The sequence below is a fragment of the Olivibacter domesticus genome, from assembly GCF_900109575.1.
In the GTDB taxonomy this organism is placed as follows: Bacteria; Bacteroidota; Bacteroidia; order Sphingobacteriales; family Sphingobacteriaceae; genus Olivibacter; species Olivibacter domesticus.
Window position 1 is genome coordinate 313,453 of the sequence record NZ_FOAF01000003.1, and the last position, 24,991, is coordinate 338,443.

Sequence of the window (24,991 nt, forward strand, 5' to 3'; positions counted from 1 at the left end):
CTGAGATTACTCGTTCCTCAACGAATCTACCGGATTAGCTATCGCTGCTTTGACTGCCTGGAAACCAACCGTTAACAAGGCAATAAAAATTGCTCCAAAACCAGCGAAAGCAAACATCCACCACTGGATTTCGATTTTATAGACGAAGTTTTCCAACCATTTATTCATGGCCCACCAAGCAATCGGTGTAGCTATAAGGAGTGCTATTAGTACAAGCTTGACAAAATCCTTCGATAATAGCGAAATGATACCATTGACTGTAGCGCCCAATACTTTACGTATGCCGATCTCTTTTGTGCGTTGAAACGCAGTTAGGGCGGCTAAGCCATAGAGGCCTAAACAACTGATTAGCAGGGTAACGATGGTGGCTGCGCTGATGAGTTTAGCTGTACGGCGTTCCTGCTGGTACAGGTTCCGAATGGTATCATCGTAAAATTGATATTGAAAATCAAAGCCGGGATACACCTGTTTCCATTCCTTTTCGACAAGGGCAATGGTGCTTGCCAGAGAAGAAGACCTTTTACCCGCCAGTTTGATGTTGAAAGACGACAAGCGTGGCTTTACAGCGGAAAAGGCAAGCGCAGGGATCTCACTTTTTAAGCTGAATTGATGAAAATCTCTAAATACGCCCACAATGAATCTCGGACTTCCCCCTTGATAGAGGATTTGCCCGATCGCATCCTGTGGTTTACGGAAACCAAAATTTTTTAGTGCTGTTTCATTAATCAGTAGCTCTTGCATGGTGTCTGTTTCCTGTAACGTTCGACCTGCGAGTAAAGGAATCTGATAAACCTTAAGGTAGTCGGCATCCACATTTTTAAATAGTAGCCCCTTTTGGACGGTGCCCGTATCGCTACGATAATCCATCCCCCAACCGTTCATCCAGTCACTCATGGGGATGTCGCCCAGAGCAACATTGCTGATTTCAGCATGTTGCTCGATCATACGTTTTAAAACAAACTGTTTCCCTTGATAACTGCTGTCTGCCTGTACTTTATATGGGATGTCTACCGTTACGATTGCTTCATGTTGAAATCCTAAATCTTTATTTAAGGTATACCGTAACTGCTGACCGATGATAATGGCGCAGACCGCGAATAATTGCGCGATTACAAATTGAAAGACGATAAGCCCTTTGCGCAAGTTTAGCTGGTAACCGCCGACCGACTGGTTAATTTCGCCTTTCAATACGCGTACAGTCTGTACGCGTGTGGCGAGCCAACTTGGATAGATTCCGGCAATGAGCGTGATTCCCACAATTAAGGCTATAGAAAACAGCAACATCTCTGCATAATTGTTAAAGTGGTTCATTCCCTCAGGTAGGTATTCTGCAAAGATGCGCAAGCCTATTGTAGTGATTAAGACGGATAAAAGTACCGCCAGCATACAGGTAGCGAAGGTTTCTTTGAGATAGCTCCAAATGAGAGAAGATGATTTACCGCCTAAAGTTTTTCGGATGCCGATTTCTTTGGCGCGTTGGGGCAATTGTGCTGTGGTGAGATTTACATAGTTGATACAAGCCAAGGCCAATAGGAAAGCTGCTATGCCCAATAAACCAAACAAAACCGGCTTGCTGACTGTGCGGGAACGGAGGGTTAAATGTGTGGCAAAATGTTTCTCCGCCAAGGGGAGCAACTTATAATCGATTTTGAACTTGTGCTCTTTGAAAAAATCACGATTAAGTGAGCTATTGATGCGATTCAATTGATCAAGCACACTGTTTGTGCTTACACCTTTTTTCAATTTGACAAATAGCAATTCTTCGGATGACACACGTTGCCAGTCGGTATTGGCCAAATCCTCTTGGTTAAGGGCGAAAAACTCTTGGGCAGGGAAACTGTTCAGGTAATCTAAATCGGCAATGACCCCGCTGACGGTTTTCTGCACCGTATCATTGTAGGTGATGGTTTGTCCGACTATGTCGTCCGGACTTTTCCCGGGGAAGTAACGCTGTGCTCGTTTCGCTGTCAAGACTACTTTATCTGGGGCGATTGCCTGTTTTGAATTTCCTGCTAACCATTGATAACCGAGCATTTCAAAATAGTCGGGAAGGGTGGCTACTTGCTCATCAAGTTGATCTAACGTACGGCCGTCATGCGTTACAGCGCTGGAGAAATTTTGATAATATAAGGGCGCTGTTTTTTCGACACCGCTAATGTCATGTAACACGTGGGGAAGAATGGCCTTGGGAATGAAGATCTGATCTCTACTGCTCCCATCTCCTTTTTCTCCGTGGGTATAAAATTGAAATATCCGATCTCTATCAGGCTCGTGCTGATCATAGCTAAATTCATAGCTAACCATTCGGTAAATGATCCAGGAGGCGCTAATGCCAATGGCTAGTCCTAAAATGTTGAGGGCAGTAAACAATTTGTTTCGCCAAAGATGACGTAAGGTGAGGTGCAGTTGTTTCATATATGGTTAAGCCTTAACAATGCTTAGATAAAATACTGTTAAACCTTTATCAGGAAATGCGCCAAAATTATATATGTCTGATTAACAGTTGAGTAAGGGAGTATTGTTTAGGCTGGTGTTCGAAAGCGTACACTTTATGGCGCAAAAGCGTACAGCTTCCGTTCCTAACCTTGTATCTTACTTCTGATATTGTTTTTATTTTATGTGTGAGCTGCTAGAAATATTTTGCGAATAACCAGCAACTAAACACCAATAACTAAAATCATTCATTCCTTAACGAATCTACCGGATTGGCTAACGCGGCACGAATCGCATGAAAGCTAACCGTTATTCCAGCGATACAGATTGCCGTTATACCTGAGAAAGCAAAGATCCAGCTGTTCAATTCCATCCGGTAAGCAAAATCATTCAGCCAATCGCTACCCATCCACCAGGCTATAGGGCAGGCAATCACAAAAGCGAGAAATACCAAGAATAGAAATTGTTTTGAGATCAGCATGACGATGTTCGTTACGTCTGCACCCAGCACTTTCCGAATACCGATCTCCTTGGTCCGTTGAATGGTAGTGAAAGCCGCAAGCGCAAATAATCCCATACAGGCCAAAGCAATAGCGATACCGGAGAAAACTGAAAACAAATGGGCAATCCGTTCTTCAGTCTTATAGAGCGATTGGAAGTCGTCATCCAAAAAATGGTAGTCGAAAGCGCGATGACCGACACGTGCTTTCCAGGCTTCTTCCAATGTACCTAATGTTGTGGCAATGTGATCGCTCTTTATTTTCACAAAAAGCTGTCTCACTAAGGAGGTATCCGGAAAAATCAATAGCGGTCCGATAGATGCATGAAGTGATTCGAAATGGAAATCTTTTATGACACCTACTACCGGACCGGGAATCCCTCTGGATACAATTTGACCGATGGCTTTTTCGGGAGTCCATCCCAATTCTTTTACAGCCTTTTCATTCAAAATGTAAGCAGTTTGATGCTGTGAACCGGCTACGGTAGTCTTTTCGGCAGCGACGAAATCAGCGGGAACGAAATCTCTACCAGCCACTAAGTCCATACCCATGGTTTTTAAATAGTCGAGATCAACTGGCGCTGCATTGAGCGAAAGATCTTTAGGTCCTGTACCGTCCTCTGCATGAATACCATCCCCCCAGCCAACGGATGTAGGATCTTCATAAGAGCCCGTAACGCTCAATACATTTGGATTCGCTTTAAATGCATTTTTTAGCTGCTCATATACCCCGTGGGTTTTGGAATCTACAGGTAAAACTAAAACGTGAGAGCGATCATAGCCTAGATTTTTATTTTGAATATAGTTCATTTGTTTCAGCACAATGAACGTCGTAGCCAGCAGAAAAATGGCGATGGAAAACTGAAAGATAATTAACCCCTTGCGTACCGTTCCGCCTGAATTCGTTATCTGTAGGCCCGATTTTAACGTTAGTGCTAATCGTTTGCTACTCAGTATAACGGCTGGGTATAATCCAGCAAGCAAACTAATTATAAGGCTTAATGAGATAGCGGCTAATAAAAATAAAGGCTGGAAGAATATACTAAATGAAAAGTCTTTTCCAGTTATGTTATTAAATAGCGGCAATAGAACTGTAGCAATGAGCAGGGCCATAAGCAGGGCGAAGAAAGTGATTAAGGTGGATTCACCCAAAAATTGTCTGATCAGCTGCCTTTTTTCAGCGCCCATCACTTGTCGGATACCAATTTCCACACCACGATTAGCTGATTGTGCGATGGATAGATTCGTATAGTTGACGCAGGCAATCAGTAAAATAAGGAGTGCAACAATCGTTAACACATAAATATACACGATATTACCATTTGCTTCCAAACCCGCCAGCTTAGAGTATAGGTGTACCGATTTTAGAGGTTCTAAGTGCACGGTCCAATAATCTGTTTTCGGAATGTCCATTTCTTCCTCGTTTACCTTTTTCATATAGTCGGTAATCGCGCTAGCCAAAGGGCGAATTTGATCGGAATTTTGAAGCAATAGGTAGGTAATATAATTAGCCGTACTCCATATTTCGGTTTTTGCAGCATCCAAACTATTGAAAGAAATAATCAGATCATATTGAATCTGGGAGTTGAGTGGAACATCTTCACTGATGCCAGTCACCTCATAATGCGCTTCGCCACCGTTCAATTGGATGGTTTTGCCGATGGGGTTTGCGTTTCCAAAATATTTCTTTGCTGTTGAACGGGATAACACCGCCTTCTGCGGGTCGTTAAGCACCGATGCTGCATTACCCTGTACCAGCGGAAAAGAAAACGTTTGGAAAAAGGCTGCATCCGCATAGAGTATATTCTTTTCATCAAAAGATTGTTGGTTTACCGTAATAGCACCCGCACTTTTCATGGTACGGACATACTGCAATACTTGTGGAAAAGTTCTTTTAAAAGCAGGTCCTACCTTGGTGCCCGTCTGTGCAAACTGGTGCTCAGAGCCAGACATGCGAAGATCAGACGTTACTCGAACAAGGCGGTCTGCGTTCGCATGGAAATCGTCGTACGTGATCTCATTCCGGATGTAAATACCTATTAACATACAGGTAACCAGACCTATCGTTAAGCCAAAAAGATTTACGAAGCTATAAAGCTTGTTCTTTTTGAAATTTCTGAGAGCGATTTTGAAATAATTCTTTATCATTTCGTTGTTTGTTGTTCAATTCATCGTTCATTGCCGGACTTCTGATTCTTGGTCGGTAGGCCTACGAATAACCAGCAATCAAGTACTAATAACTAAAATCATTCATTCCTTAAACTTTCCACCGGATTGGCTAGTGCTGCTTTGATGGCCTGCCAGCTCACGGTAAGCAAAGCAATAACTAAGGCCATCAACCCGGCCAATACAAACATCCACCATTGTAATTCAATATGATAAGCAAAATCTTCCAACCATTTGCTCATTGCCCACCAAGTAATTGGAGACGCCACCATCAATGCTATGAAAATAATCTTTATAAAATCTTTGGAAAGCAAGTTTAAAATGCTGGATAAAGATGCTCCCAATACTTTACGGATACCGATTTCTTTGGTACGCTGTAATACGCTCAGAGAAATTAATCCTAGCAAGCCAAGACTACTTATAAAAATAGCTAAGGTTGCAGCTGTCCAAATTAATTTTTGTTGAATGGCTTCTTTAATATATAGTTCTTCAATCTGTTCATCTAAATATTGATAATTTAATATTGTATTGGGAAACCATTTAGGCCATTCTTGTTCTAGCTGTTTGATGAAATGAGTTAAGCCCTGACTATTGATTTTTATTGCTACTGTTTGAAATAACTCTCTATCATAGCCAATAACCGTAGGATCAATAGGATCATGGAGAGATTTAGTGTTATAATTAGCAATTACTCCTACAATGATGCCTGGCTTTTCGTCATGCATACCCGCGCCCAGTAAGGATTTTCCTAAGACCTGTTGTTCGTTCTTATATCCTAGCATATGCATCATTTTTTGATTGATCAGGTATTCGGGAAGCGTTTTGTTTTCGCGTATATTTCGACCCGCAATTAAGGGGATGTCTAGTGTAGAGATATATGCACTATCTGCGAACGTGGCTTTGGTAGCCCAAGCTTCATAATCGGCTCTTTGGTCAAACAAAAATGTACCACCTCTTGAATCGTGCATGGCTGGCGCCCTAAAACAAAAACTATAATTAGAAATGGAGAGCTTATTATCTAAAAATGTTCTTAACGCTTTCTCCTTTTCCATAGCCCTTTTTGGTAGTGGCACTAGAAGAACAGATTCTCTATTAAAACCAACATCCGTTGAACTGAGAAAACGCACTTGTGCAACCATTACAATTGTAGCAATGATAAGGCACAGTGATAGGATATTTTGCACCAGTACCATCGCTTTCCTACCATTTGTTGAGCCGAGTGAAAAATTGTTCTTAAGTGCGTTTACAATAGCCAATTTACCGGTCATATATGCGGGATAAATGCCAGAAAGTAAACTTATGACGCTCCAAATAACCAAACTCAATCCGGATAATTCAAGTAGTGAAGGCTTAGCAATAGGCTCATTAATAAATAATATTTGATTGGCGATCGGAAAGACAATCTGCAATAAAGCCAATCCCAGTAGGCAAGCTAAGCCGACAACGCAAATGGATTCTGTTATAAACTGGAAAAATAGCTGACTGCTCGATCCACCCAATACTTTTCTCGTTCCTATTTCGGCACTCCTTTTTGCATACTGTATCAAAGATAGATTGATGTAATTCAACGTGGCAATTAGTAATATACTTAGACCAATAAATCCTAATATCCACAGGAGAGACTTCTGTACACTTCCCCCGAAATTGGTATCGAAGTGAATATCCTTTAAGGCTTGTAGTTTAAAATGGAAGAGTTTACCTGTTTCTTCTCCAAAGTACCGGTTGGTCAATTGTTGTAATGTACTTTCAATGGAAGCTATATTGGATGAATCATTTATTGATACATATAACTGGTTGGTCGTATTGATGTAGCCCCAGTCTGTAAAATAGTTGTTCCGAATATTAGGTAGAACGGTTTTAATGGAAGCCTCGGAAATATAGAGGTCTGATTTGAGATCTGTATTGGTCGGTTGGTCGTCAATAACTCCAATTACTTTAAGGGGGTATTTACCATCTACGTAAATAGTTTGGCCCATTGCCTCCGTTTTGCCAAAGAAACGTTCGGCTGTCGAAGCCATTAGCGCCACGGTGTTAGGTTGATTTAACGCTGTTGCATTCCCTTGTAGCCAATGGTAATTAAATAGTTTAAACCATTCTGAAGAGGTAAATGCAGCTTTTTTGTTGGAAGAAAAGAGATTTCCGTTAACGTTCAATGTTAGATCTTGATGGGACATGGAGAAGGCTGCGTGTTCAATACCCGGAACCTTCGATTTTAAGGCATCATAAATCGCATAAGAACTGCCGCTTTCATGTTCGATTTTTTCTAAATGGAGATCATGAACAACACGATAGATGTGCTTTGCTTGTTTATGGTAGCGATCGTAACTGAGATGAAATTGGATGTAAAAAAAGATAAATATACAGCAGGCAATGCCTATTCCAAGTCCTAAGATATGGATTAAAGTAAAATATTTATTTCTTAGAAGACTGCGCCACGCCGTTCCAAAGTAGTTTTTTATCATTATAGTATCAAGTATCAAGATATTACTAAGAGCTTTTATAGATCAAAGTCTTTATGCCTATGTCTTTATTCGGCCTAATAACCAATAACGAACAGCTAATAACCAGATCACTCATTCCTTAACGATCCACAGGATTAGCTAGCTCAGCAACGCAATTAGCATCGCCAATGCTCACCATTAACCAATACAGGAATTGCGCCAAAATAATAACTTATTGATAATGTGTTCGTTGTGTCGTTTTTTGATAGGAAGGTGTTCGTTTCCGAACACTAGCTGTTCAGATCTGAACGGTATTTTGAGGCTTTGGCTGACAATTTTTGATGGCGTACGGTTTGCTTTTGAAAGCAACTCATAGCTAAAGATGTCCTTAACCAATCTGATGAGGCTACTGTTTAATGTGTATTATTTAATATTATAAAGTTATTTTTAAAGATTTAAATATGCTTTTAAATAATATTATATATATTTGTGATGTGTCTTTGTAATTCTCAATAGATACAGCCTGAAACCAAACCTTAAAATGATCAAATCTAATATGAAAACAGCCGAACAAAATTTAAACGCGAATGAAATTATTGCTAATGGGGAGGAAGAAATTCTTTCTGTAAAAAGGAAATCTTCTGATCCTTTTATTATTCCGTGGGAAGATGGGAAGCCTTTTAAGTTGAGCATAGAAAGGTTAGAGAACCTAATTCTAGAAAGTAAAAATGAGAAATACGAGAAAAGCTATTTTCATCCACGCGATTTGTCTTTCGATCTTTGTGAAAATATCCTGTCTTTAGAGGCGTATTGTGGAAGTGTTTTTCAGATTCATTTTTTAATAGAAAAAGATGGTGTATTTGTTCAATGCGATTGTAAGTGCAAGGGAAATGTTTGTTTGCACTTGTGGAGTTCTCTACGCTACTGCTTATGGTGGTACGGCGAGACCTTCTTTAAACAGTTTTATTTACCAGAAATAAGAGACCTTGCATTAGAGCATAGACGTTTATTGGCGGTGGATACTACTTTTGATGGGATACAATTTAAACCTAAGGAAGGGTATGGCCGTGTATTTGGCTTTAAAAATGAAAGGGAATTACTATTCAGATTTTCCTCCCCAGTTGTAAAAAAGAAATCCTTGCCAGATAGCCATAAGAAAATAATTTTCGGAATACCTGATGACGCTTACAATTTTCAGCAACCTATTTTAATACCATACTTAGCAACTCCAAACCCGAGGCATGGTTCAAAAAGGCCCTTCATTAAGTATGATAAAAGTTTTTTATTGCAGAATTCCAGTGAAGAGAAACCAAAAAATTTGACTAAAAATCAACGTGCAATCAATACAATTTGTGAGGAAATGTTAATTATTGCAAACCTCTCATTGGAGAAGTTGTCGATTAATTTTGAAGATGGAGAATCTGACGAACATTTAGATGAGGATAAGCTTATTATAAGCTATAGAAATAAGCTTTTATTTGAATTGTGGCAGGAGGTAATACCGCTTCTGAGTAGCGAGTTCGTTCTTGCTTTTCACTCAGCACTTAAAGATTCTTCGTTGATTCGACCTGTTACTTTACCATCGTTTCGTGTATCCCTATGTTTACTACATCCCATTATTTCTTTCTTATTGATTTACAATGAAGGCGTGATCAAATTTAGGATGCAAATTAAAATAGCGAATAAATTTATTGAAAATCCTTCGGTATTTCCAAGCTCTTCTGGGTTCTTTATTTCAACAGAAGATAAAGGAAAATACACACTCGTGAACAAAGCTCATGACGCGGAGTTAATAAGTCGTTTCAGCAAAATTGATTATTGTATAACTGTGTTGCCAAATGACTATGTACAGTTTAAAGGAGAAATCTTGGATAAAGTTGCTGTGCACTATCCCATTTTCTGTGAAAACAGAGATGCAAATGATAAATTTTTCGAAGTAAGGAACATTCTAAACTGTCTGAAAAAAAAGGTGATGTTCACTATTAAAGGAGACACACTTTTGATTGCCTTTAATTTGGTTTATGATTGCGACGTAATAATCGACGCCTTTACCGATGGAAATAGTATTTTCGGATGGCAGGGCAGTTATGAAAAAGTATTCTTGAGGAATAAAGAGTCCGAAGATAATGAGCGAAATATCTTTTTATCCTGCAATGAAGACTTTCAACGTCAAGTCCCTTTCGGGGTGTTTAGGTTGCCTGTTGAAAAAGTAAAACATGGTTCCTGGTTGGCAGATACGGTTAAACTTTTTACAGAAGAAAATTACGAGATTGATGGATTGGAAAACTTGGTGGGCTTTCATTTTAATCCATATCCGATGAAATGGGATATGAAAATTTATAAAAAAACGAATCATGTAGAGATCGCATTGGAAATTTGTTTCGGAGATCAGCGCATAGGCCTGGATGACATAAGAGATTGCTTGGCCTCTACGATGGAAATCATACAGTTACCCGACGGATCTGTCGGCCGAATACCACGAGAGTTTAAGCAGCGCATATTGCCACTTATGGCTGTTGCCACGAAAACAAAAAACGGGTTGCTACAAATATCACTTCAGCACTTCACCTCCATCCAATCGTTTGCCAATAAAATTACCGATAAGCAATTGCACGAGCAGTTGAAATTGCAGCGCAAAAAGCTCCAACAGCTAGATAAGATACAACCACTACCTAAACCTGAAAAAGTTCAGGCAGTTCTCCGCCCTTACCAGGAAACTGGTTTTAGTTGGATGGGTTTTCTTCGAGAGTTTGGTTGGGGAGGAGTGCTCGCGGATGATATGGGACTTGGGAAAACACTTCAAATATTAACGGTGCTAGAATACCATTATATACAGTCGCCAGATAGCCCCGCTTCTTTAATCGTAGTTCCTAACTCTTTATTGTTCAATTGGCAGGCGGAGGTTAAAAAGTTTACCCCACACCGAAAGGTGCTGGTACACCATGGTGTTAACCGATCGCTGATGGAAGTTTCTACATTTCCCGGCCAGCTCCTACTAACTACCTATGGTACATTGATCTCAGATATAGAATTACTTTCAAAGGAGAAATTCGGCTATCTTATTCTCGACGAATCGCAGTCGATCAAAAACCCGCAATCCAAACGGTTCGAGTGTGTACAGGCGGTACGGTCCGACTTTCGACTCGCGTTGACAGGCACGCCTATAGAAAACGGAATATCCGATCTGTTCGCGCAGCTCGATTTTGTGAATCCTGGGTTTCTCGGTACATATGGCCAGTTTAAGCGAAACTTTCCCGGAATTGCGGATGGCACAGCAAGCGTAGAAACGAAGGAATCTTTGCAGCAGCTTATCGCTCCTTTCATGCTGCGGCGTACCAAAGCGCAGGTGGCCAAAGATTTGCCGGAAAAAACAGAGATGACGCTTTACTGTGAGATGCTACCCGAACAACGTAAGGTATATGAGCAGTACCGTAGACGTTTTCGTAGTGAGCTGGAGGATAAAATGGATGAGCGCAAAGACCAGGCAACGATGTTCGTGCTGGAAGCACTCATGAAACTCCGCCAGATTTGCAACTCGCCTGCGCTTATTCCTAACGAAAAGTATGAAAACCACTCTGCCAAATTGGAAGAAATCCGTGAACATATCCTCGAGAAAACGCAAGGACATAAGCTGCTCATTTTTTCTTCCTTTACCAAGATGCTTGCTTTATTGGAGGATGAGTTGAAGAGTGTTGGTATTGGCTATGCGTACCTTGACGGAAAAACAAGTGGCGATCAGCGGCAACAAGCAGTGAACCGTTTTCAGGAAGAAAGTGACTGTCGGGTGTTTTTGATCAGCTTAAAGGCCGGAGGAACGGGATTGAACTTAACAGCAGCAGATTATGTATATATTTTTGACCCCTGGTGGAACCCTGCGGCAGAAGCACAAGCCATCGATCGTTGCTACCGTATTGGTCAGGATAAGCATGTGATGGCCTACCGGATGGTATGCAAGGATAGTATCGAAGAACGGATCCTACAATTGCAGGAGGGAAAAAAAGCATTGGCAGAAACACTTGTGCAAACCGATAGCAGCGTGCTGAAATCTTTGAATAAAGAACAGCTATTGAAGCTATTTGAATAAACGACAAACGGTCAAGTAAACCCTGCCGCACCCAGCTACCTTTTTAGGCTGGGTGCTTTAAATGTTATAAAAATAGAGTGTGGATAAGACGAACATTATTGGAGTAATTTTGCTATCTTTGATACTTAGGAAGAATATTATGGATAATCGTCTGCTATATAGTAAATTGCAGGCTCTCCCTGAACATATGAGAGCAGAAGTAGCTGACTTCATAGATTTTTTGACGGCAAAAGCAAAAATAAGTCAGGAGATGCCTCAGCAATCAAAAGCTCCAAAATTTGGCAGTGCAAAAGGAATGTTCAAAATGCATGATGATTTTGACGAACCATTGGAGGATTTTAAAGAGTATATGTAATGCAGCACAATTTGCTTGACACACATACTTTTATTTGGTTTGTTAATGGTGATAATCAACTTTCGTCAAAAGCCAAGAAAAGTATCGAAAATGAAAGAACCGTAAACTACATTAGTGTTGCAAGCTTATGGGAAATTGCCATCAAAATTAGTCTTCAGAAACTCGAATTAGGTAGGCCATTTGCTCAGATTGAAAATATTATATCCTCAAACGGTTTTCAACTTTTGCCTATAAGCTTTGATGATACAATAAAAATTTCAACATTGCCTTTCCATCATCGCGACCCTTTTGATAGAATAATTCTTTGTCAATCTATGACAAAGAATCTGCAAATTATTTCGAAAGACAAAAACTTTAAATTATATAATATCTCACTTCTCTGGTAACCCCATTATATTTTAATTAAGCTGAATACGTCCTTCTTTTGGAGGGTACGGAGTACCGTTTTGAAATAATTTTTTATTATAATAGTATCAACATATTCTTAAGGGCCTATTTACGAATCTAAGTCTTATGTCTTGCTACTTATGTCTATTGTCTTTACTCATTCCTCAACGAATCTACCGGATTCGCCCGAGCTGCTTTAATGGCCTGGAAACTCACGGTCAGTAAAGCAATAAGTACGGCGCCTATTCCTGCTCTCGCGAATATCCACCATTGGATATTGATGCGGTAAGCAAAATCTTCCAGCCAGCGATTCATTAACCACCAAGCAAGTGGTGATGCAATGATAAATGCCAGCAGAACCAACTTAATAAAATCTTTGGAAAGCATGCTCACAATTCCCGACACCGAAGCCCCGAGGACCTTTCGAATACCTATTTCTTTCGTACGTTGGTCTGCCGTAAACATGGCCAATCCGAATAACCCTAAGCAAGCCACAAAAATGGTAAGCCCTGCAAACAGGCCTAAGAGATACCCTGTTTTTGCTTCCGTTGCATAGGTATTATTAACCCTTTCATCCAAAAAGGAAAAGCTGAAAGGCAGATCGGGCTGTAGTGCTTTATAGCGCGCCTCTATTGTTTTAAGTAAAGGATCGATATCCTCTGTTTTTGCTTTTAGAAGTAGGTTGCCATAATTCTGTTGCATTACCATTACCAAAGGCGAAATTCGCTCATGCATAGATCTAAAATGGAAGTCTTTCACCACACCTACAATACGTAATGTTTTATGATCTTTATTCGTAATGGTATGACCTAATGCCCCACCTTTCCATTTGAAGGTGGCCGCAGCTGTTTCGTTAATAATAGCGCTTAAAGAATCTGTTCCATAAGTATTGGAGAAATTCCTGCCTTCCTTCAATTCGATACCAAGCGTTGATAGATAGTGGTCATCTACATCGTAGCGCAGTGTCTTTACCCATTCCGACGGTTTTTCTTCCGTATGAACAAAAAAATTATTGTTTCCCGATGCTCCGGCAGGGACATAAGGCGAATTGGTTACATCCGCTACACGGGGATCTTCCAATAGTTGTTGGCGAAACAACGCTTCATTTTTGCCCAATGGCCAGCTCTGTATAACCAATACTTGGTTCTTATCATAACCCAGTTTCTTATTCCTCATATAGGAAAGTTGATTGTATACTACCATCGTACAAAATATCAATACAATGGATACAAAGAATTGGAAAACGACCAAGCCACTTCTTATACCTAATCCCTTATTTTCTGGGGAAAGTTTTCCTTTAAGTACAGCAATCGGTTTGAATGACGATAGAAAAAATGCGGGATAACTTCCCGACAGCAAGCCAATAATTAGTCCAAAAGCAGGTAACACTGGCAATAACCAAAGGTTGCTAACATCATGGAAATCGAGTGCCTTTCCCGAAAGATGGTTGAAAAGTGGGAGTCCGGCAACAGTAAGGCCGACAGCGAGCAGCAAACTAATAAATACCAATAAGATAGATTCGATAAGAAACTGGTAAGTGAGTGCCTGACGGCCCGATCCAAGAACTTTACGTACACTAACTTCTCTAGCACGTTTGGATGCCCCAGCTGTAGAAAGGTTCATAAAATTGATGCTGGCAATGATAAGCATAAATACGGCAATACATCCAAATATATAAACGTAACGGATATCGCCGGGAGAACTTAAGTCGGATGCAAAATCCGAATGGAGGTGTATATCAGTGAGCGGTTGTAAAAATAGGCCAATGGCATTGCCTGCCTTTTGGAAGGCAGCATAACTCATACCAAATGATTCCGGAAACTGCGGTCCCGCATATTTTTCAAATACCGCAGGCAGTTTACCTTCCAATCCTTTATAATCAACCCCTTTCTTAAGTAATAAATAAGTAAAAAACTCCGATTCCATCCAAGACGTTGAGCTCGCTGGACCAAAACTCGCCATGGAGGTAAAAAGATCAAAGTGAAAATGCGAATTAGCAGGGATATTCTCCATTACTCCAGTAACCTTTAACGGCGTATTGGAGTCCTTGATGATCAAAAGTTTTCCCAAAACATTTATCCTACCAAAATATTTCTTGGCCATATCTTGCGAAATAACCACCGTATTAGGCTCTTTTAAAGCCGATTTTGAATCTCCATGGATAAGTGGTAGGGAAAATACGTTAAAGATGTTGGCGTCGGCAAAGGCCATTTCTTCTTCATAAAAGCGATTACCATTTATAAGAAAAATCGGCTTACCGGCCCTGCGAAAACGTGTAGCGTCTTCTACTTCCGGAAATTCGGTCTTCAAAGCCTGCGCCACAGGAGGCATTACATGTGCCTCATTCAGTTTACCACCAGGAGTTGTTCCTTTAAAGACCACTCTGACAATGCGATCTGCTTTTTCATGGAATCGATCGAAACTCAGTTCATCGAATATATATAAACTAATCAATAAACAGGTAGCTAATCCTAGTGCCAAGCCTAGGATGTTAATGGACGAAAAAGTCCGCTGTCTAAGGAGATTCCTCCACGCGATTTTGAAATAGTTTTTTAACATTTTCTTTATAGTTGTGAGTTGTGAGTTATGTGTTGCGAGTCAGGTTAAGCTTATAACCGGCAACGGGTAACGCACAACTAATTTATTCATTCCTAAGTGAATCCACCGGATTGGCTAAAGCCGCTTTAACTGCTTTAATACCTACCGTTGTTAAGGCGATAATAAATGTGATTAAGGCCGCGAATAAAAATATCCACCAATGCATACTTATTCTGTACGCAAAGCTCTGCAACCAGTTATACATGACATAATAGCTGATAGGTATGGCAAGACAAGTGGCAATAAGCACTGGTTTTATGAGATCCTTAGATAGTAAGATTACGATTTCTTGGCTGGATGATCCTAACACTTTCCGAACGCCAATTTCTTTAATACGTTTGGTAGCAGCAAAGGATGCCAAACCAAAAAGACCCAAGCAAGCAATGAATATGGCTAATCCTGCGAATACACTCAATAGCGTTTGCTGGCGCAGATCATTTTGGTATAATTTATCAAATTGCTGGTCTAAAAAACGATATTCGAAGGGGTAGTCGGGCGCTGATTTCTCATAGGTGCGTTTTACCAAATCAATTCCAGATTTGAGGTTTCCCGCATTTAACTTGATAAGAATTACTCGCCAATCTTCATTTGGCGAAATAACCAGCGGTTGTACAATTTCTTTAAGAGAAACAAAATTAAAATCTTCAACCACACCAACTATTTTACGTCTATGATCATCCCGAACCGTATTTCTGATCCATTTCCCTAGCGCAAGATCGGGATCCCATCCTAGTTTTGCAGCCGCTGTTCGGTTAATAAGTACAGCATCGGTAGAATCTGTAGCATAGGCAGGCGATAGATCTCTTCCAGCAATTACCTTTAGGCCTAGCGTTTTTACGTAATCAACATCGGCAAAAACAGTGCGGCCTCGCCATTTTTCAGAATGTTCGTCCACCTCGAATATTTGTTCATCGAAAAAACCTCCCGGCTCGCCAGACATGACCGATACCGAAGCGACGGCACTTTCCTTTTGTAGATCAATCTTGAAGCTGTGTAAATGGTCGTATATCGCTCCATTATTTACAGGTATTATCAGGGTCTGGGCTTCATCGTAGCCTAAATTCTTGTTTTTGATGTAACTCATTTGGTTCGAAATGACGATCGTTCCTATAACTAAGAAGACGGAAATACTAAATTGAACGACAACTAAGGCCTGCCTGAAGAACGCCCCTCTTCCTAGTTTTAGTTTTTCCTTTAGGGCCTGTATTGGCGAAAAAGTAGAAAGAAAGAACGCTGGATAGCTACCGGCAACAAGGCCAATAAATAGCACTAAGCAAATAAGAAAAAGCCATAAGTAAGAATTGCCCCAGGAAAAACTCAATTGATAGCCCAATAATTGGCTGTAAAGGGGCATGGATAATACCAATAACCCAAGGGATATCAGGCAAGCAAAAGACGTGAGTAGTAGGGACTCTCCTATAAACTGGCCAACGAGCTGTTTACGCAAAGCGCCCAATACCTTGCGCATGCCCACCTCTTTAGCACGTTCGATTGCTCGTATAGTGGAAAGATTCATAAAGTTAATACAGGCAATTAATAGTATAAGCAGCGCAATTGATAGAAAAATGTAGACGACTTTTTGATCAGTATGTCTGGCTCCATCAAAAGAAGCATGATCAAAATAGACATCTTTTAATGGCATAAGCGATAGTGTAAATTTATAGCCGAACTGTCGCATATCCTCTCCCATGTATTTATTCATGAAAGAAGAGAATTGGCTTTCAATCTTTTTTGGATCTGCATCAGGATTTAATAGCACGTACGTATACAAGCTATTATTGATCCACACTTTCATGCCTTCTTGTTGTTCATAGTTGGAAAAAGGAACGATAAGATCAAAATCAAGATGCGAATTCGATGGAACATCTTTTGCAATACCTGTTACTTTTAAAGGGAGGTATTTGTTAAGCTCGATTACTTTGCCCATGGCATGATCTACGCTTCCAAAATATTTTTTAGCGGTGGTTTCTGTCAGGACAACACTTGCTGGATCTTTTAAAACAGTAGCGGCATTACCTCTTATCAATGGGAAAGAGAATAGTTGGAAGAAGTCGGCGTCTACGTCATAAATCTTTTCCTCACGAAATGATCGATCTCCAATGCTCGCTAAACCATCATTCGGGCGCACACGTACAGCTCGTTTTATTTCATCTTTAAAATCGTTCAATAGTGCAGGGGCATAGGGGGCGGATAGATAAGAAACTTTCCGACCACCACCATCCTGTTCTACACCACGCATAACCCGGTATATCCGATCACCTTGCGTATGAAAGCGATCGACACTAAATTCGTGCTTCACGAACAAGAAAATCATGAGACAGGCAGTAATGCCAATAGAAAGACCCGCAATGTTGATAAAAGAGAACAACTTGCTCTTCATTAAATTACGCCACGCGATTTTGAAATAGTTTTTTAACATTTTCCTTATAGTTGTGAGTTGTGAGTTATGTGTTGCGAGTCAGGTTAAGCTTATAACTGGCAACGGGTAACGCACAACTAATTTATTCATTCCTAAGTGAATCCACTGGGTTTGCCAAGGCTGCTTTAATAGCATGGAAACTCACTGTCGTCAAAGCGATGAAAATTGCAATACCTCCAGCCGTTACAAACATCCACCATTGTATATCAACCCTATACGCAAAAGCCTCCAGCCATTTACTCATACCCCACCAAGCTACAGGTATAGCTAGGAGGATGGCTAATAGCACTAATTTCACGAAATCTTTAGACAGTAATGCAACAATACTCCTAACGCTTGCTCCTAGTACTTTACGAATTCCGATTTCTTTCACTCGTTGTTCTGCTGCATGTAGTACCAGTCCAAAGACACCCAAAGAAGAAATGAAAAACATCAACCCACTAAAAATGGTGAATAGGGTTTGCTGTTTCTCTTCTTTCTTGTATTGGAGTTGCACAATATCTTCCATCCAGCTTGTAGCTAATAATTTATCTGGATAAAAAGATTTCCATATTTTATGTAGATCGGTTAATACCTGCTGTTCAGTACCAGGTACTATACGAACAAACATACTTCCAAAATCGATCTCTTCTCCCATAGTGATGATGGTAGGCATGAGCTGATGATGCAATGATTCATAGTAGAAGTCTTTCACAATGCCCACGGCGCTATAAGAAGAACCGCTAATCGTCATATTGACTTTTTCGATTCCAAAGTCTCTCGCTGTAGCTGCTGTAATTAGTGCCGGTGAGCTACCTTCCATTTCCTCATTAATATTAAAAAGGTTGTTTTTCTTTGAAGTGGAGTCTTTTGCGGCTGAAGAATGGGTATCCGTGCCATATGCCTTGTTAAATAAGCGGCCCTTTTTTAATACTAGACCGATGGTCTGGGCCAAATCGACATCACCGAATATAATATTCATCTGAACCTGTTCACCTTTTCGTCTGGGATGATCAATCGTCATCCCCCCTGAGCTAGTGCCATTCTCTGGCTGCCAAGTGGTGATCGATGCATTAAGTACTCCCGGTAATTGGTTTAGGCGGGTCTTTATAGCCTCACCTTTTCCCTGCCAGGAAACCATATTTATATAAAGGAGATTGTCTTTCCGAAAACCAAGATCTTTTTGATTGATATAATGCAGCTGACTACGGACGACAATTAGTGCTAGTAGCGTAACTATAGCAATGGAAAACTGTATAACCACTAAAGTCTTTCTGAAGATGGTAGATGAAATCATGGAAGAACTACCCAAGTGTCCTTTAAGACTATCGGAGGGATTGAATCTAGATAAAAATATTGCTGGGTAGAAACCGGTAAATAAACTTAAAACCAAGATAATCAATAAGGTTAAAATGAAAATAGGCCATTTCTCAAAGATTGTTTCCGTAAGCCCATGTTCTAAAAAGACTTCCAATGTGGGTAACGATACAAAGTAAAGGAGCAGCGCAAAAGCTGTAGAAAGAAAGAAGAATAACAGCGATTCGGTAAGAAATTGCCCAATTAGTTGTTTTCGTTCAGCGCCTAAAATTTTGCGGATACCACTTTCCTTTAAGCGTTGCATAGCTCTTGCCGTACTAAGGTTAATGAAGTTGATACAGGCAATTACTAGAATAAATACGCCGATACCTCCAAAAATATATAGCGAGCGTATGTTGGACTGAACTTCTTGCCGCGCATTAAATTCTGAGTGGAGATAGATATCACGAATAGGTTGAAAAGAGAAGGTTATTTTTCCTTTTTCAATATCCAGAAACCGGGCATACCAGTCATTCAGTTTTGATTCGAATGATTTGACATTGCTACCAGGCCTTAATAAATAATAAACAGGAGCATATGCTGCAACCCCTTCTTTTTTGAGCCGTTCTATTCTCGGCGCTTTCAATACAATAGCATCAGCCCTTAAGTGTGTGTTCTGAGGGACGTCTTGGATAACTGCTGTGATTAAAAAAGGAGTGGCATCCTCTTTCCACGATGGTACGTCAGTTATAACTTTTCCTATCGGATTTACTCCATTAAAGAAACGTTTACTGAAACTTTCTGTTATCCATATATTTTGTTGGCCGGGAACATAGTGGTCGGTTTGTCCAGATATTCGTTTGAAATCGAACATTTTTGTCGCAGCTGAATCCAACAGAAGCACTTGTGTTTTTATGCCATCTGTTTCTTTTTCCGTGGGTTTAAGTTGTAACACGGAGGGCGTAACCGTTGAAAAAGTTTCAACCTCAGGGAACCGCTCTTTTAGCTCAGTGCCTAAGCCCACAGGGGAGTAAGCTTCTTCGGTATAAATCCCGTCGCCCATTTTGTTGGAAACAGATACACGATAAAGATCATCGGAGCGCTTCCAGAATTTATCATAAGACAGATCGTCCAAAACAACTGTTGAAACGAGCATGCAAGCACATAATCCCACAGTAAGACCTGTAATATTGATGAAGCTGAATACCGCATTCTTTTGTAAGGTACGGAAAGCCGTTTTGAGATGGTTTTTTAACATCTTTTTTATAGTTATGAGTTGTGCGTTGCGAGTTAGGCCAGCTCATAACTGGCAACTGGTAACGCACAACTAAATTTATTCATTCCTCAATGACTCCACCGGATTAGCCAATGCCGCTTTAATAGCTTGGAAACTAACCGTTAGTATAGCAATAATGACCCCTGTCAGCGCTGCTCCCGCAAATATCCACCAGTGTATTTCCATTCGATAGGCGAAGTTATCCAACCATTTATTCATTGCCCACCAAGCAAGGGGAGAGGCAATGAAGCCTGCAATTATTACCAGCTTCACAAAATCTGTAGATAGCAGCTTAACAATATTTCCCACCGAAGCACCTAGTACCTTCCGCACGCCTATTTCCTTCGTCCGTTGTTGAGCCGTATAGGTAGCCAGCCCCAAAAGCCCCAGACAGGCGATAAGTATGGCGAGTGAGGCAAAAACAGAAAATAAATTTCTAAACCGCTGATCGGCTTCATATTGACGGTTAAAGCTATTATCAAGAAAACTATATAAATACGGTCTATGAGGAGCGAGCTTTGCCCATATCTCTCCCAGTTTAGTGATAGTTGCTGGCAGGTTTTCAGATTTTACATGAAGTGTAAGAAACCTGCTGGCTAAAGGAGCTAATCGCATGGTTAAAGGTTCTACGCGTTTATGAAGCGAAAGGTAGTTAAAGTCTTTAGTCACGCCAATTACCGTTCCCTCACGGCCCCATTGCGAAAAGCGTTTCCCAATAATATCTTGTGGATTACGGTAACCATAAAGTCGCGCTGTCGCTTCATTGATAACGAGTGATTTTACTGTATCTGCTGGGAAATCTCTTGAATAAGGCCTGCCGGCGGCCATTTCAATACCAAAGTGAGGAATGAAATCAACATCTACCTCGAATATACCAGGAGTCTCCGAAACCGATGTTCCATTTGATGTTTCGATATTGGTCCCTGCATTTGGAAAATAACTGCCAGGTATACTGCGTGAAGCTGAAATAGAAAGTACTTCTCTTTCGTTTAGAAAGGTTTGCTTGATAGCTTCCAATTGAGAAGTTATTGATTGGTCATAATTGAAATCTATGACAAGCATTTTATCCTGTTTAAAACCAAGATATTTATGTCGTAGGTGATCCAATTGGGAAATAACGATTATGGTGCCTGCAATAAGTGCGATGGAAAGGCTGAATTGAAATACCACCAACCCTCTTCTTAAGGCAATTCCTTTTGTGGAAGTGCGGAACACGCCTCTAAGGATGGTAATTGGTTTGAACCCTGATAAAACCAAAGCAGGATAACTACCTGCCATTAATCCCGTAACGAGCACTACGGGAAGGTATAACGCTAAGGTGTGCCAGTCAAACAGACGAGTAAACTCAAAATGTTTTCCCGTAAAGTTATTTGTAAGCGGCAATAATACCCAAATGAACAGGAAAGCCAAACTGGCAGCGATCAGAATCATCAGCAATGATTCCGTCATAAATTGGCGAATCAGCTCTCCTCTTTCTGCGCCTACAACCTTGCGTACGCCTACTTCTTTGGCACGTTCCATGGAGCGTGCTGTGGCCAGGTTCATAAAATTAATACAGGCGATACACAAAATAAAAATCCCGATTACACCGAAAATATAAAGGTTAGCCAAGCTACCGGTAACACCTGGTTGTCTTTCGGCCGTAGAATGTAAATAAGCACCCATCATTGGTTCGAACGAAATGCTGTAACGGCCATCATCGTTTGCATGGTGGCGGCTTAAGAAGGCCGGTATTTTAGCGGATAAGGAGTTGATATCAAAATTTTCAGGAACCACAAAATAAGTGTAGAAATCGACATATCCCCATTGTTCAAATGGTTCTGCCCACGACTGCTTAAAAGAGCTCATAGACATCAGTACGTCGAAGGTAAAATGAGAATTGGATGGAATATCTTCCAATACACCCGTCACAGTGTAGAGTCCCGGGTTAGCCCTTCCCCCAGTATTGCCACCTTCTAAGGTTTTGCCAATGGGGTTTTCATCACCAAAATATTTTTTTGCGGCACTTTCAGTCAGCAGTGCCGAATAGGGCGTTGTTAATGCTGTTTTTGGATTGCCGGCAAGTAATTTCCAATTAAATACATCAAGTACATTTGAGTCTGCAAAAAAAACATTGTCTTCTTGAAAGGCCTTATCGCCATAACGTAGCAGAACAGATGATTGACCAGAAAACTGGACCACTTCTTGTACTTCTGCAAAATCTGCCTTTAATGCCTTGCCTACTGGTGCATTGCCCCAAACCTGATAAGTAAAACTTCCTTTTTGATCCGTTGTTGTTGAACCGGCCGTGCTACTTTCTTTGTATCCATGTAATACGCGATAAATTCGGTCTTTTTTTATGTGATACCGATCGTAGGACAGTTCATCCTGTATATATAAGCTAATTAATAAACAACAGGCCAGACCGATAGCCAAACCTAATATGTTAATGGCTGCATATCCCTTGCTTTTTAGCAATGTACGCCAAGCGGTTTTAAAGTGAGTTTTTAACATCGTGTTTGTTTCTTAAAGCGAACCAGTTATCCGCTAGTTGGCGGATGGTTTCAACATACTTTTTTATGCGTTGCGAGACGGATATGCTTGCAACGGGCAACTGATAACTCATAACTTTCTATTCCGTTCGTAAACTTCTAACAGGATTGGTGTTTGCCGCACGGATGGTATTCAAACTAACCACTAACAGTGTGATCAATAAAACAATAGTACCCACGGCGAGGAATACCCATATACCTATATTAATGTGATAGGTATATTGTGCCAGCCAATTATGCATGAGCCACCAAGATATAGGAGCAGCAATAACAAAAGCAATCAAAACGAGTTTCATAAACTCTTTTGATATTAACATCAGCACTTGCGCAACGGTGGATCCTAACACCTTTCTTATTCCAATCTCACGAAAACGTTTTTCAATAGTGAAAGCGGCCAGTCCACCCAAACCCATACAACAGATAAAAATGGCGAGGCCAGCAAAAATATTTGTAATGGTGCTAATCAATTCTTCGGTTAAAAATTTCTTTCCAAATTCTGCATCTGCAAACTGGTAATCAAACGGATATGCCGGATTGTGTTTTTTGAATACTGACTCGATAAATGGTAGTGCTTTTTGTGGTAATACACCTTCTTTAAGGCGTAAACTGATTATTCCAGCTTCGTTGGAATTATAAAATACTAACATGGGATCTACGGGTTGATAAGGTAATTCCATGATCACATTGTCGGTTACGCCGATGACATTGTATTTTTCGTCTCCAAAACGCATTTCCATGCCTAAGGGATTCTTTAGATTCATCGCTTCCACAGCGGCTTTATTTAATAATATAGACGAAGAATCAGCAGGCATTCCTGAAAAATCATTTCCCGTCAGCATTTTTATACCCATCGTCTTAGTGAAATCAACATCCGTACGTATGCCGGAAACAATAATAGAAAGATCTGCTGGTTTGCCATTCCAATCGGGTGCTCCCGATTTCCACCACACTTCTGTAATAGGTGAGCTGGCTTTGGTAACAGAACTTACTAAATTGCTTCCCAATAATTCCTGTTTTATTACTGTATAGTTCGTTTTTATATCAGCAGTACCAGGAATCATAATTAAATTACTGGCATCATAACCCATATCCCTGTTTTTTATATGTTGAATTTGCTGGTAAATAATAAAGGTAGCCGAAATGAGTAGAATTGATATAGCGAATTGAAGAACTACCAAAACGTGTCTTGGTAAAACTGCTTTTCTACCGGTTTGAAAAAGCCCTTTTAAAACTTTTATCGGGTTAAATGAAGAAAGATATAAGGCAGGATAGCTACCTGCAACTGCTCCCGTAAATAATATAATGATAAGCGAACCTATCCAAAAATAGGGTTGATTAATCTCGAGTGATAGATTTTTACTTACCAATAAATTAAAAGGACCTAACAGAAAATAAACGAGGATAATAGAGAGTATAAATGCGCTCAGCACCAGGAGCATTGACTCTAAAAAGAACTGAAGTGCTAATTGCATTTTGCCAGAACCCAGCGTTTTCCTAATGCCTACCTCTTTCGATCTTTTTTCTGATCGTGCGGTGGATAGATTCATAAAGTTAACACAGGCGATCAATAAAATAATAATAGCGACAATGGTGAACAACTTGACATATTCAATCATACCACCTACATTTTTTCCATCTTTAAACTCACTGTACAAGCGCCATCTTTCCATGGGAAAAGTAAAATAGGTACTGATCTTATCGCCCTGGTCATGTCGTTTTTTTATGGCATTAATAGTTTCATTCAATTGTTTCATGTTAGCGCCAGGTTGTGCCTGCACATATACCCGCCATGAAGAACCACTCCAATTGTTCATCATCTGTTTGGTGAATTCATCGGCATAATTAAATGGTAAGATAAAATCAAACTGAAAACTTGAATTGTTGGGTGGATCGGCTACTATGGCAGAAACCTTTACATCTTTGTTATTGTCTAATCGAATTACTTTATTTACAGGGTCGGCATTGCCAAACAGGGTTTTAGCGGCTGATTCGGTAAGAACAATCGAAGAAGGATTGTTTATTGCAGTTGCTGCATTTCCTTTTATAAATTTCCAGGAAAACATATTAAAGAAATGCTCGCTAACGGTATAACCACTTTTTTTAAGCTTAACATCCTCATAAGCAAATACCATGGATTGCGACTGCGTCGTGACAACAGTGTTTTTTACTTGCGGACTTTCTTCTTCAATGGCCTTTGCAAGTGGTAGCACCATGTTATAATCAGTAAAAACACGATTGTTAAAGTCACGATTTGCAATGACAACATGAATATCATTGTAATTGGAATGGAATTTATCATAAGTCAATTCGTCTTTGACCCATAATAAGATAAAGATGGTGCAAGTGATGCCAATCGTTAGGCCCAGCAGATTGGTGAACGCAAAACTCTTGGTTCTCATCAAGTTTCGCCAAGCGGTTTTAAAATAGTTTTTCAGCATCGTGTTTATTTTTAGGGTGCTTCAGCTATCCACCAGCGGTGGATGGTTTTAACATTTTTTTTATAGTTATAAGTTATGAGTTATGTGTT

At 40.3% G+C, this 24,991-nt stretch carries 11 protein-coding genes; 3 read left to right on the top strand and 8 right to left on the bottom strand.

Going from position 1 to position 24,991, the window contains the following annotated elements; all coding sequences use genetic code 11:
• Window positions 1–6 precede the first annotated feature (6 nt).
• The 3 genes from BMY50_RS15690 to BMY50_RS15700 all read right to left on the bottom strand — a co-directional run bounded on the left by BMY50_RS15690 (window position 7) and on the right by BMY50_RS15700 (window position 7,560).
• Window positions 7–2,415 (bottom strand): ABC transporter permease, encoded by a 2,409-nt coding sequence (locus BMY50_RS15690; RefSeq protein ID WP_093326342.1) that lies wholly within the window; start codon window positions 2,413–2,415, stop codon window positions 7–9.
• Window positions 2,416–2,677: 262 nt separating this feature from the next.
• Entirely contained in the window at window positions 2,678–5,080 is a 2,403-nt protein-coding gene (locus BMY50_RS15695; RefSeq protein WP_093326343.1) for an ABC transporter permease, read from the bottom strand.
• A gap of 98 nt (window positions 5,081–5,178) precedes the next feature.
• Window positions 5,179–7,560, bottom strand: a complete 2,382-nt coding sequence (locus tag BMY50_RS15700) for an ABC transporter permease (RefSeq protein ID WP_093326344.1) — start codon at window positions 7,558–7,560, stop codon at window positions 5,179–5,181.
• Between the two features lie 535 nt (window positions 7,561–8,095).
• On the opposite strand from BMY50_RS15700, the gene BMY50_RS15705 reads away from it, so the two are divergent.
• The 3 genes from BMY50_RS15705 to BMY50_RS15715 all read left to right on the top strand — a co-directional run bounded on the left by BMY50_RS15705 (window position 8,096) and on the right by BMY50_RS15715 (window position 12,364).
• The gene (locus tag BMY50_RS15705; RefSeq protein WP_162276609.1) at window positions 8,096–11,623 is read left to right on the top strand and encodes a DEAD/DEAH box helicase; all 3,528 of its coding nucleotides are present in this window, start codon (window positions 8,096–8,098) and stop codon (window positions 11,621–11,623) included.
• Window positions 11,624–11,762: 139 nt separating this feature from the next.
• The gene (gene vapB, locus BMY50_RS15710; RefSeq protein ID WP_093326346.1) at window positions 11,763–11,978 is read left to right on the top strand and encodes a type II toxin-antitoxin system VapB family antitoxin; all 216 of its coding nucleotides are present in this window, start codon (window positions 11,763–11,765) and stop codon (window positions 11,976–11,978) included.
• Window positions 11,978–12,364 (top strand): type II toxin-antitoxin system VapC family toxin, encoded by a 387-nt coding sequence (locus BMY50_RS15715; RefSeq protein WP_093326347.1) that lies wholly within the window; start codon window positions 11,978–11,980, stop codon window positions 12,362–12,364. Before vapB ends, BMY50_RS15715 begins: the two co-directional genes overlap by 1 nt.
• 154 nt (window positions 12,365–12,518) lie before the next feature.
• On the opposite strand, the gene BMY50_RS15720 is transcribed toward BMY50_RS15715, so the two are convergent.
• From BMY50_RS15720 to BMY50_RS15740, 5 genes are all read right to left on the bottom strand, one after another.
• A complete protein-coding gene (locus tag BMY50_RS15720) occupies window positions 12,519–14,924 on the bottom strand; it encodes an ABC transporter permease (RefSeq protein ID WP_093326348.1) in 2,406 nt (801 codons plus the stop codon).
• A gap of 82 nt (window positions 14,925–15,006) precedes the next feature.
• Complete coding sequence (locus BMY50_RS15725; RefSeq protein WP_093326349.1) at window positions 15,007–17,382, bottom strand: ABC transporter permease; 2,376 nt, start codon at window positions 17,380–17,382, stop codon at window positions 15,007–15,009.
• Window positions 17,383–17,464: 82 nt separating this feature from the next.
• Window positions 17,465–19,915 (bottom strand): ABC transporter permease, encoded by a 2,451-nt coding sequence (locus tag BMY50_RS15730; RefSeq protein WP_093326350.1) that lies wholly within the window; start codon window positions 19,913–19,915, stop codon window positions 17,465–17,467.
• 75 nt (window positions 19,916–19,990) lie between these two features.
• Window positions 19,991–22,426, bottom strand: coding sequence for an ABC transporter permease (locus BMY50_RS15735; protein WP_093326351.1), 2,436 nt, complete (start codon window positions 22,424–22,426; stop codon window positions 19,991–19,993).
• Window positions 22,427–22,544: 118 nt separating this feature from the next.
• Window positions 22,545–24,902: an ABC transporter permease gene (locus tag BMY50_RS15740; RefSeq protein WP_093326352.1), complete on the bottom strand. Its 2,358-nt coding sequence runs from the start codon at window positions 24,900–24,902 to the stop codon at window positions 22,545–22,547.
• Window positions 24,903–24,991 lie beyond the last annotated feature (89 nt).

Excerpts from the sequence above, each read along its gene's own strand:
- BMY50_RS15690 (WP_093326342.1), bottom strand. The coding sequence starts at position 2,415 with ATGAAACAACTGCACCTCACCTTACGTCATCTTTGGCGAAACAAATTG.
- BMY50_RS15695 (WP_093326343.1), bottom strand. The coding sequence starts at position 5,080 with ATGATAAAGAATTATTTCAAAATCGCTCTCAGAAATTTCAAAAAGAAC.
- BMY50_RS15700 (WP_093326344.1), bottom strand. The coding sequence starts at position 7,560 with ATGATAAAAAACTACTTTGGAACGGCGTGGCGCAGTCTTCTAAGAAAT.
- BMY50_RS15705 (WP_162276609.1), top strand. The coding sequence starts at position 8,096 with ATGAAAACAGCCGAACAAAATTTAAACGCGAATGAAATTATTGCTAAT.
- vapB (WP_093326346.1), top strand. The coding sequence starts at position 11,763 with ATGGATAATCGTCTGCTATATAGTAAATTGCAGGCTCTCCCTGAACAT.
- BMY50_RS15715 (WP_093326347.1), top strand. The coding sequence starts at position 11,978 with ATGCAGCACAATTTGCTTGACACACATACTTTTATTTGGTTTGTTAAT.
- BMY50_RS15720 (WP_093326348.1), bottom strand. The coding sequence starts at position 14,924 with ATGTTAAAAAACTATTTCAAAATCGCGTGGAGGAATCTCCTTAGACAG.
- BMY50_RS15725 (WP_093326349.1), bottom strand. The coding sequence starts at position 17,382 with ATGTTAAAAAACTATTTCAAAATCGCGTGGCGTAATTTAATGAAGAGC.
- BMY50_RS15730 (WP_093326350.1), bottom strand. The coding sequence starts at position 19,915 with ATGTTAAAAAACCATCTCAAAACGGCTTTCCGTACCTTACAAAAGAAT.
- BMY50_RS15735 (WP_093326351.1), bottom strand. The coding sequence starts at position 22,426 with ATGTTAAAAACTCACTTTAAAACCGCTTGGCGTACATTGCTAAAAAGC.
- BMY50_RS15740 (WP_093326352.1), bottom strand. The coding sequence starts at position 24,902 with ATGCTGAAAAACTATTTTAAAACCGCTTGGCGAAACTTGATGAGAACC.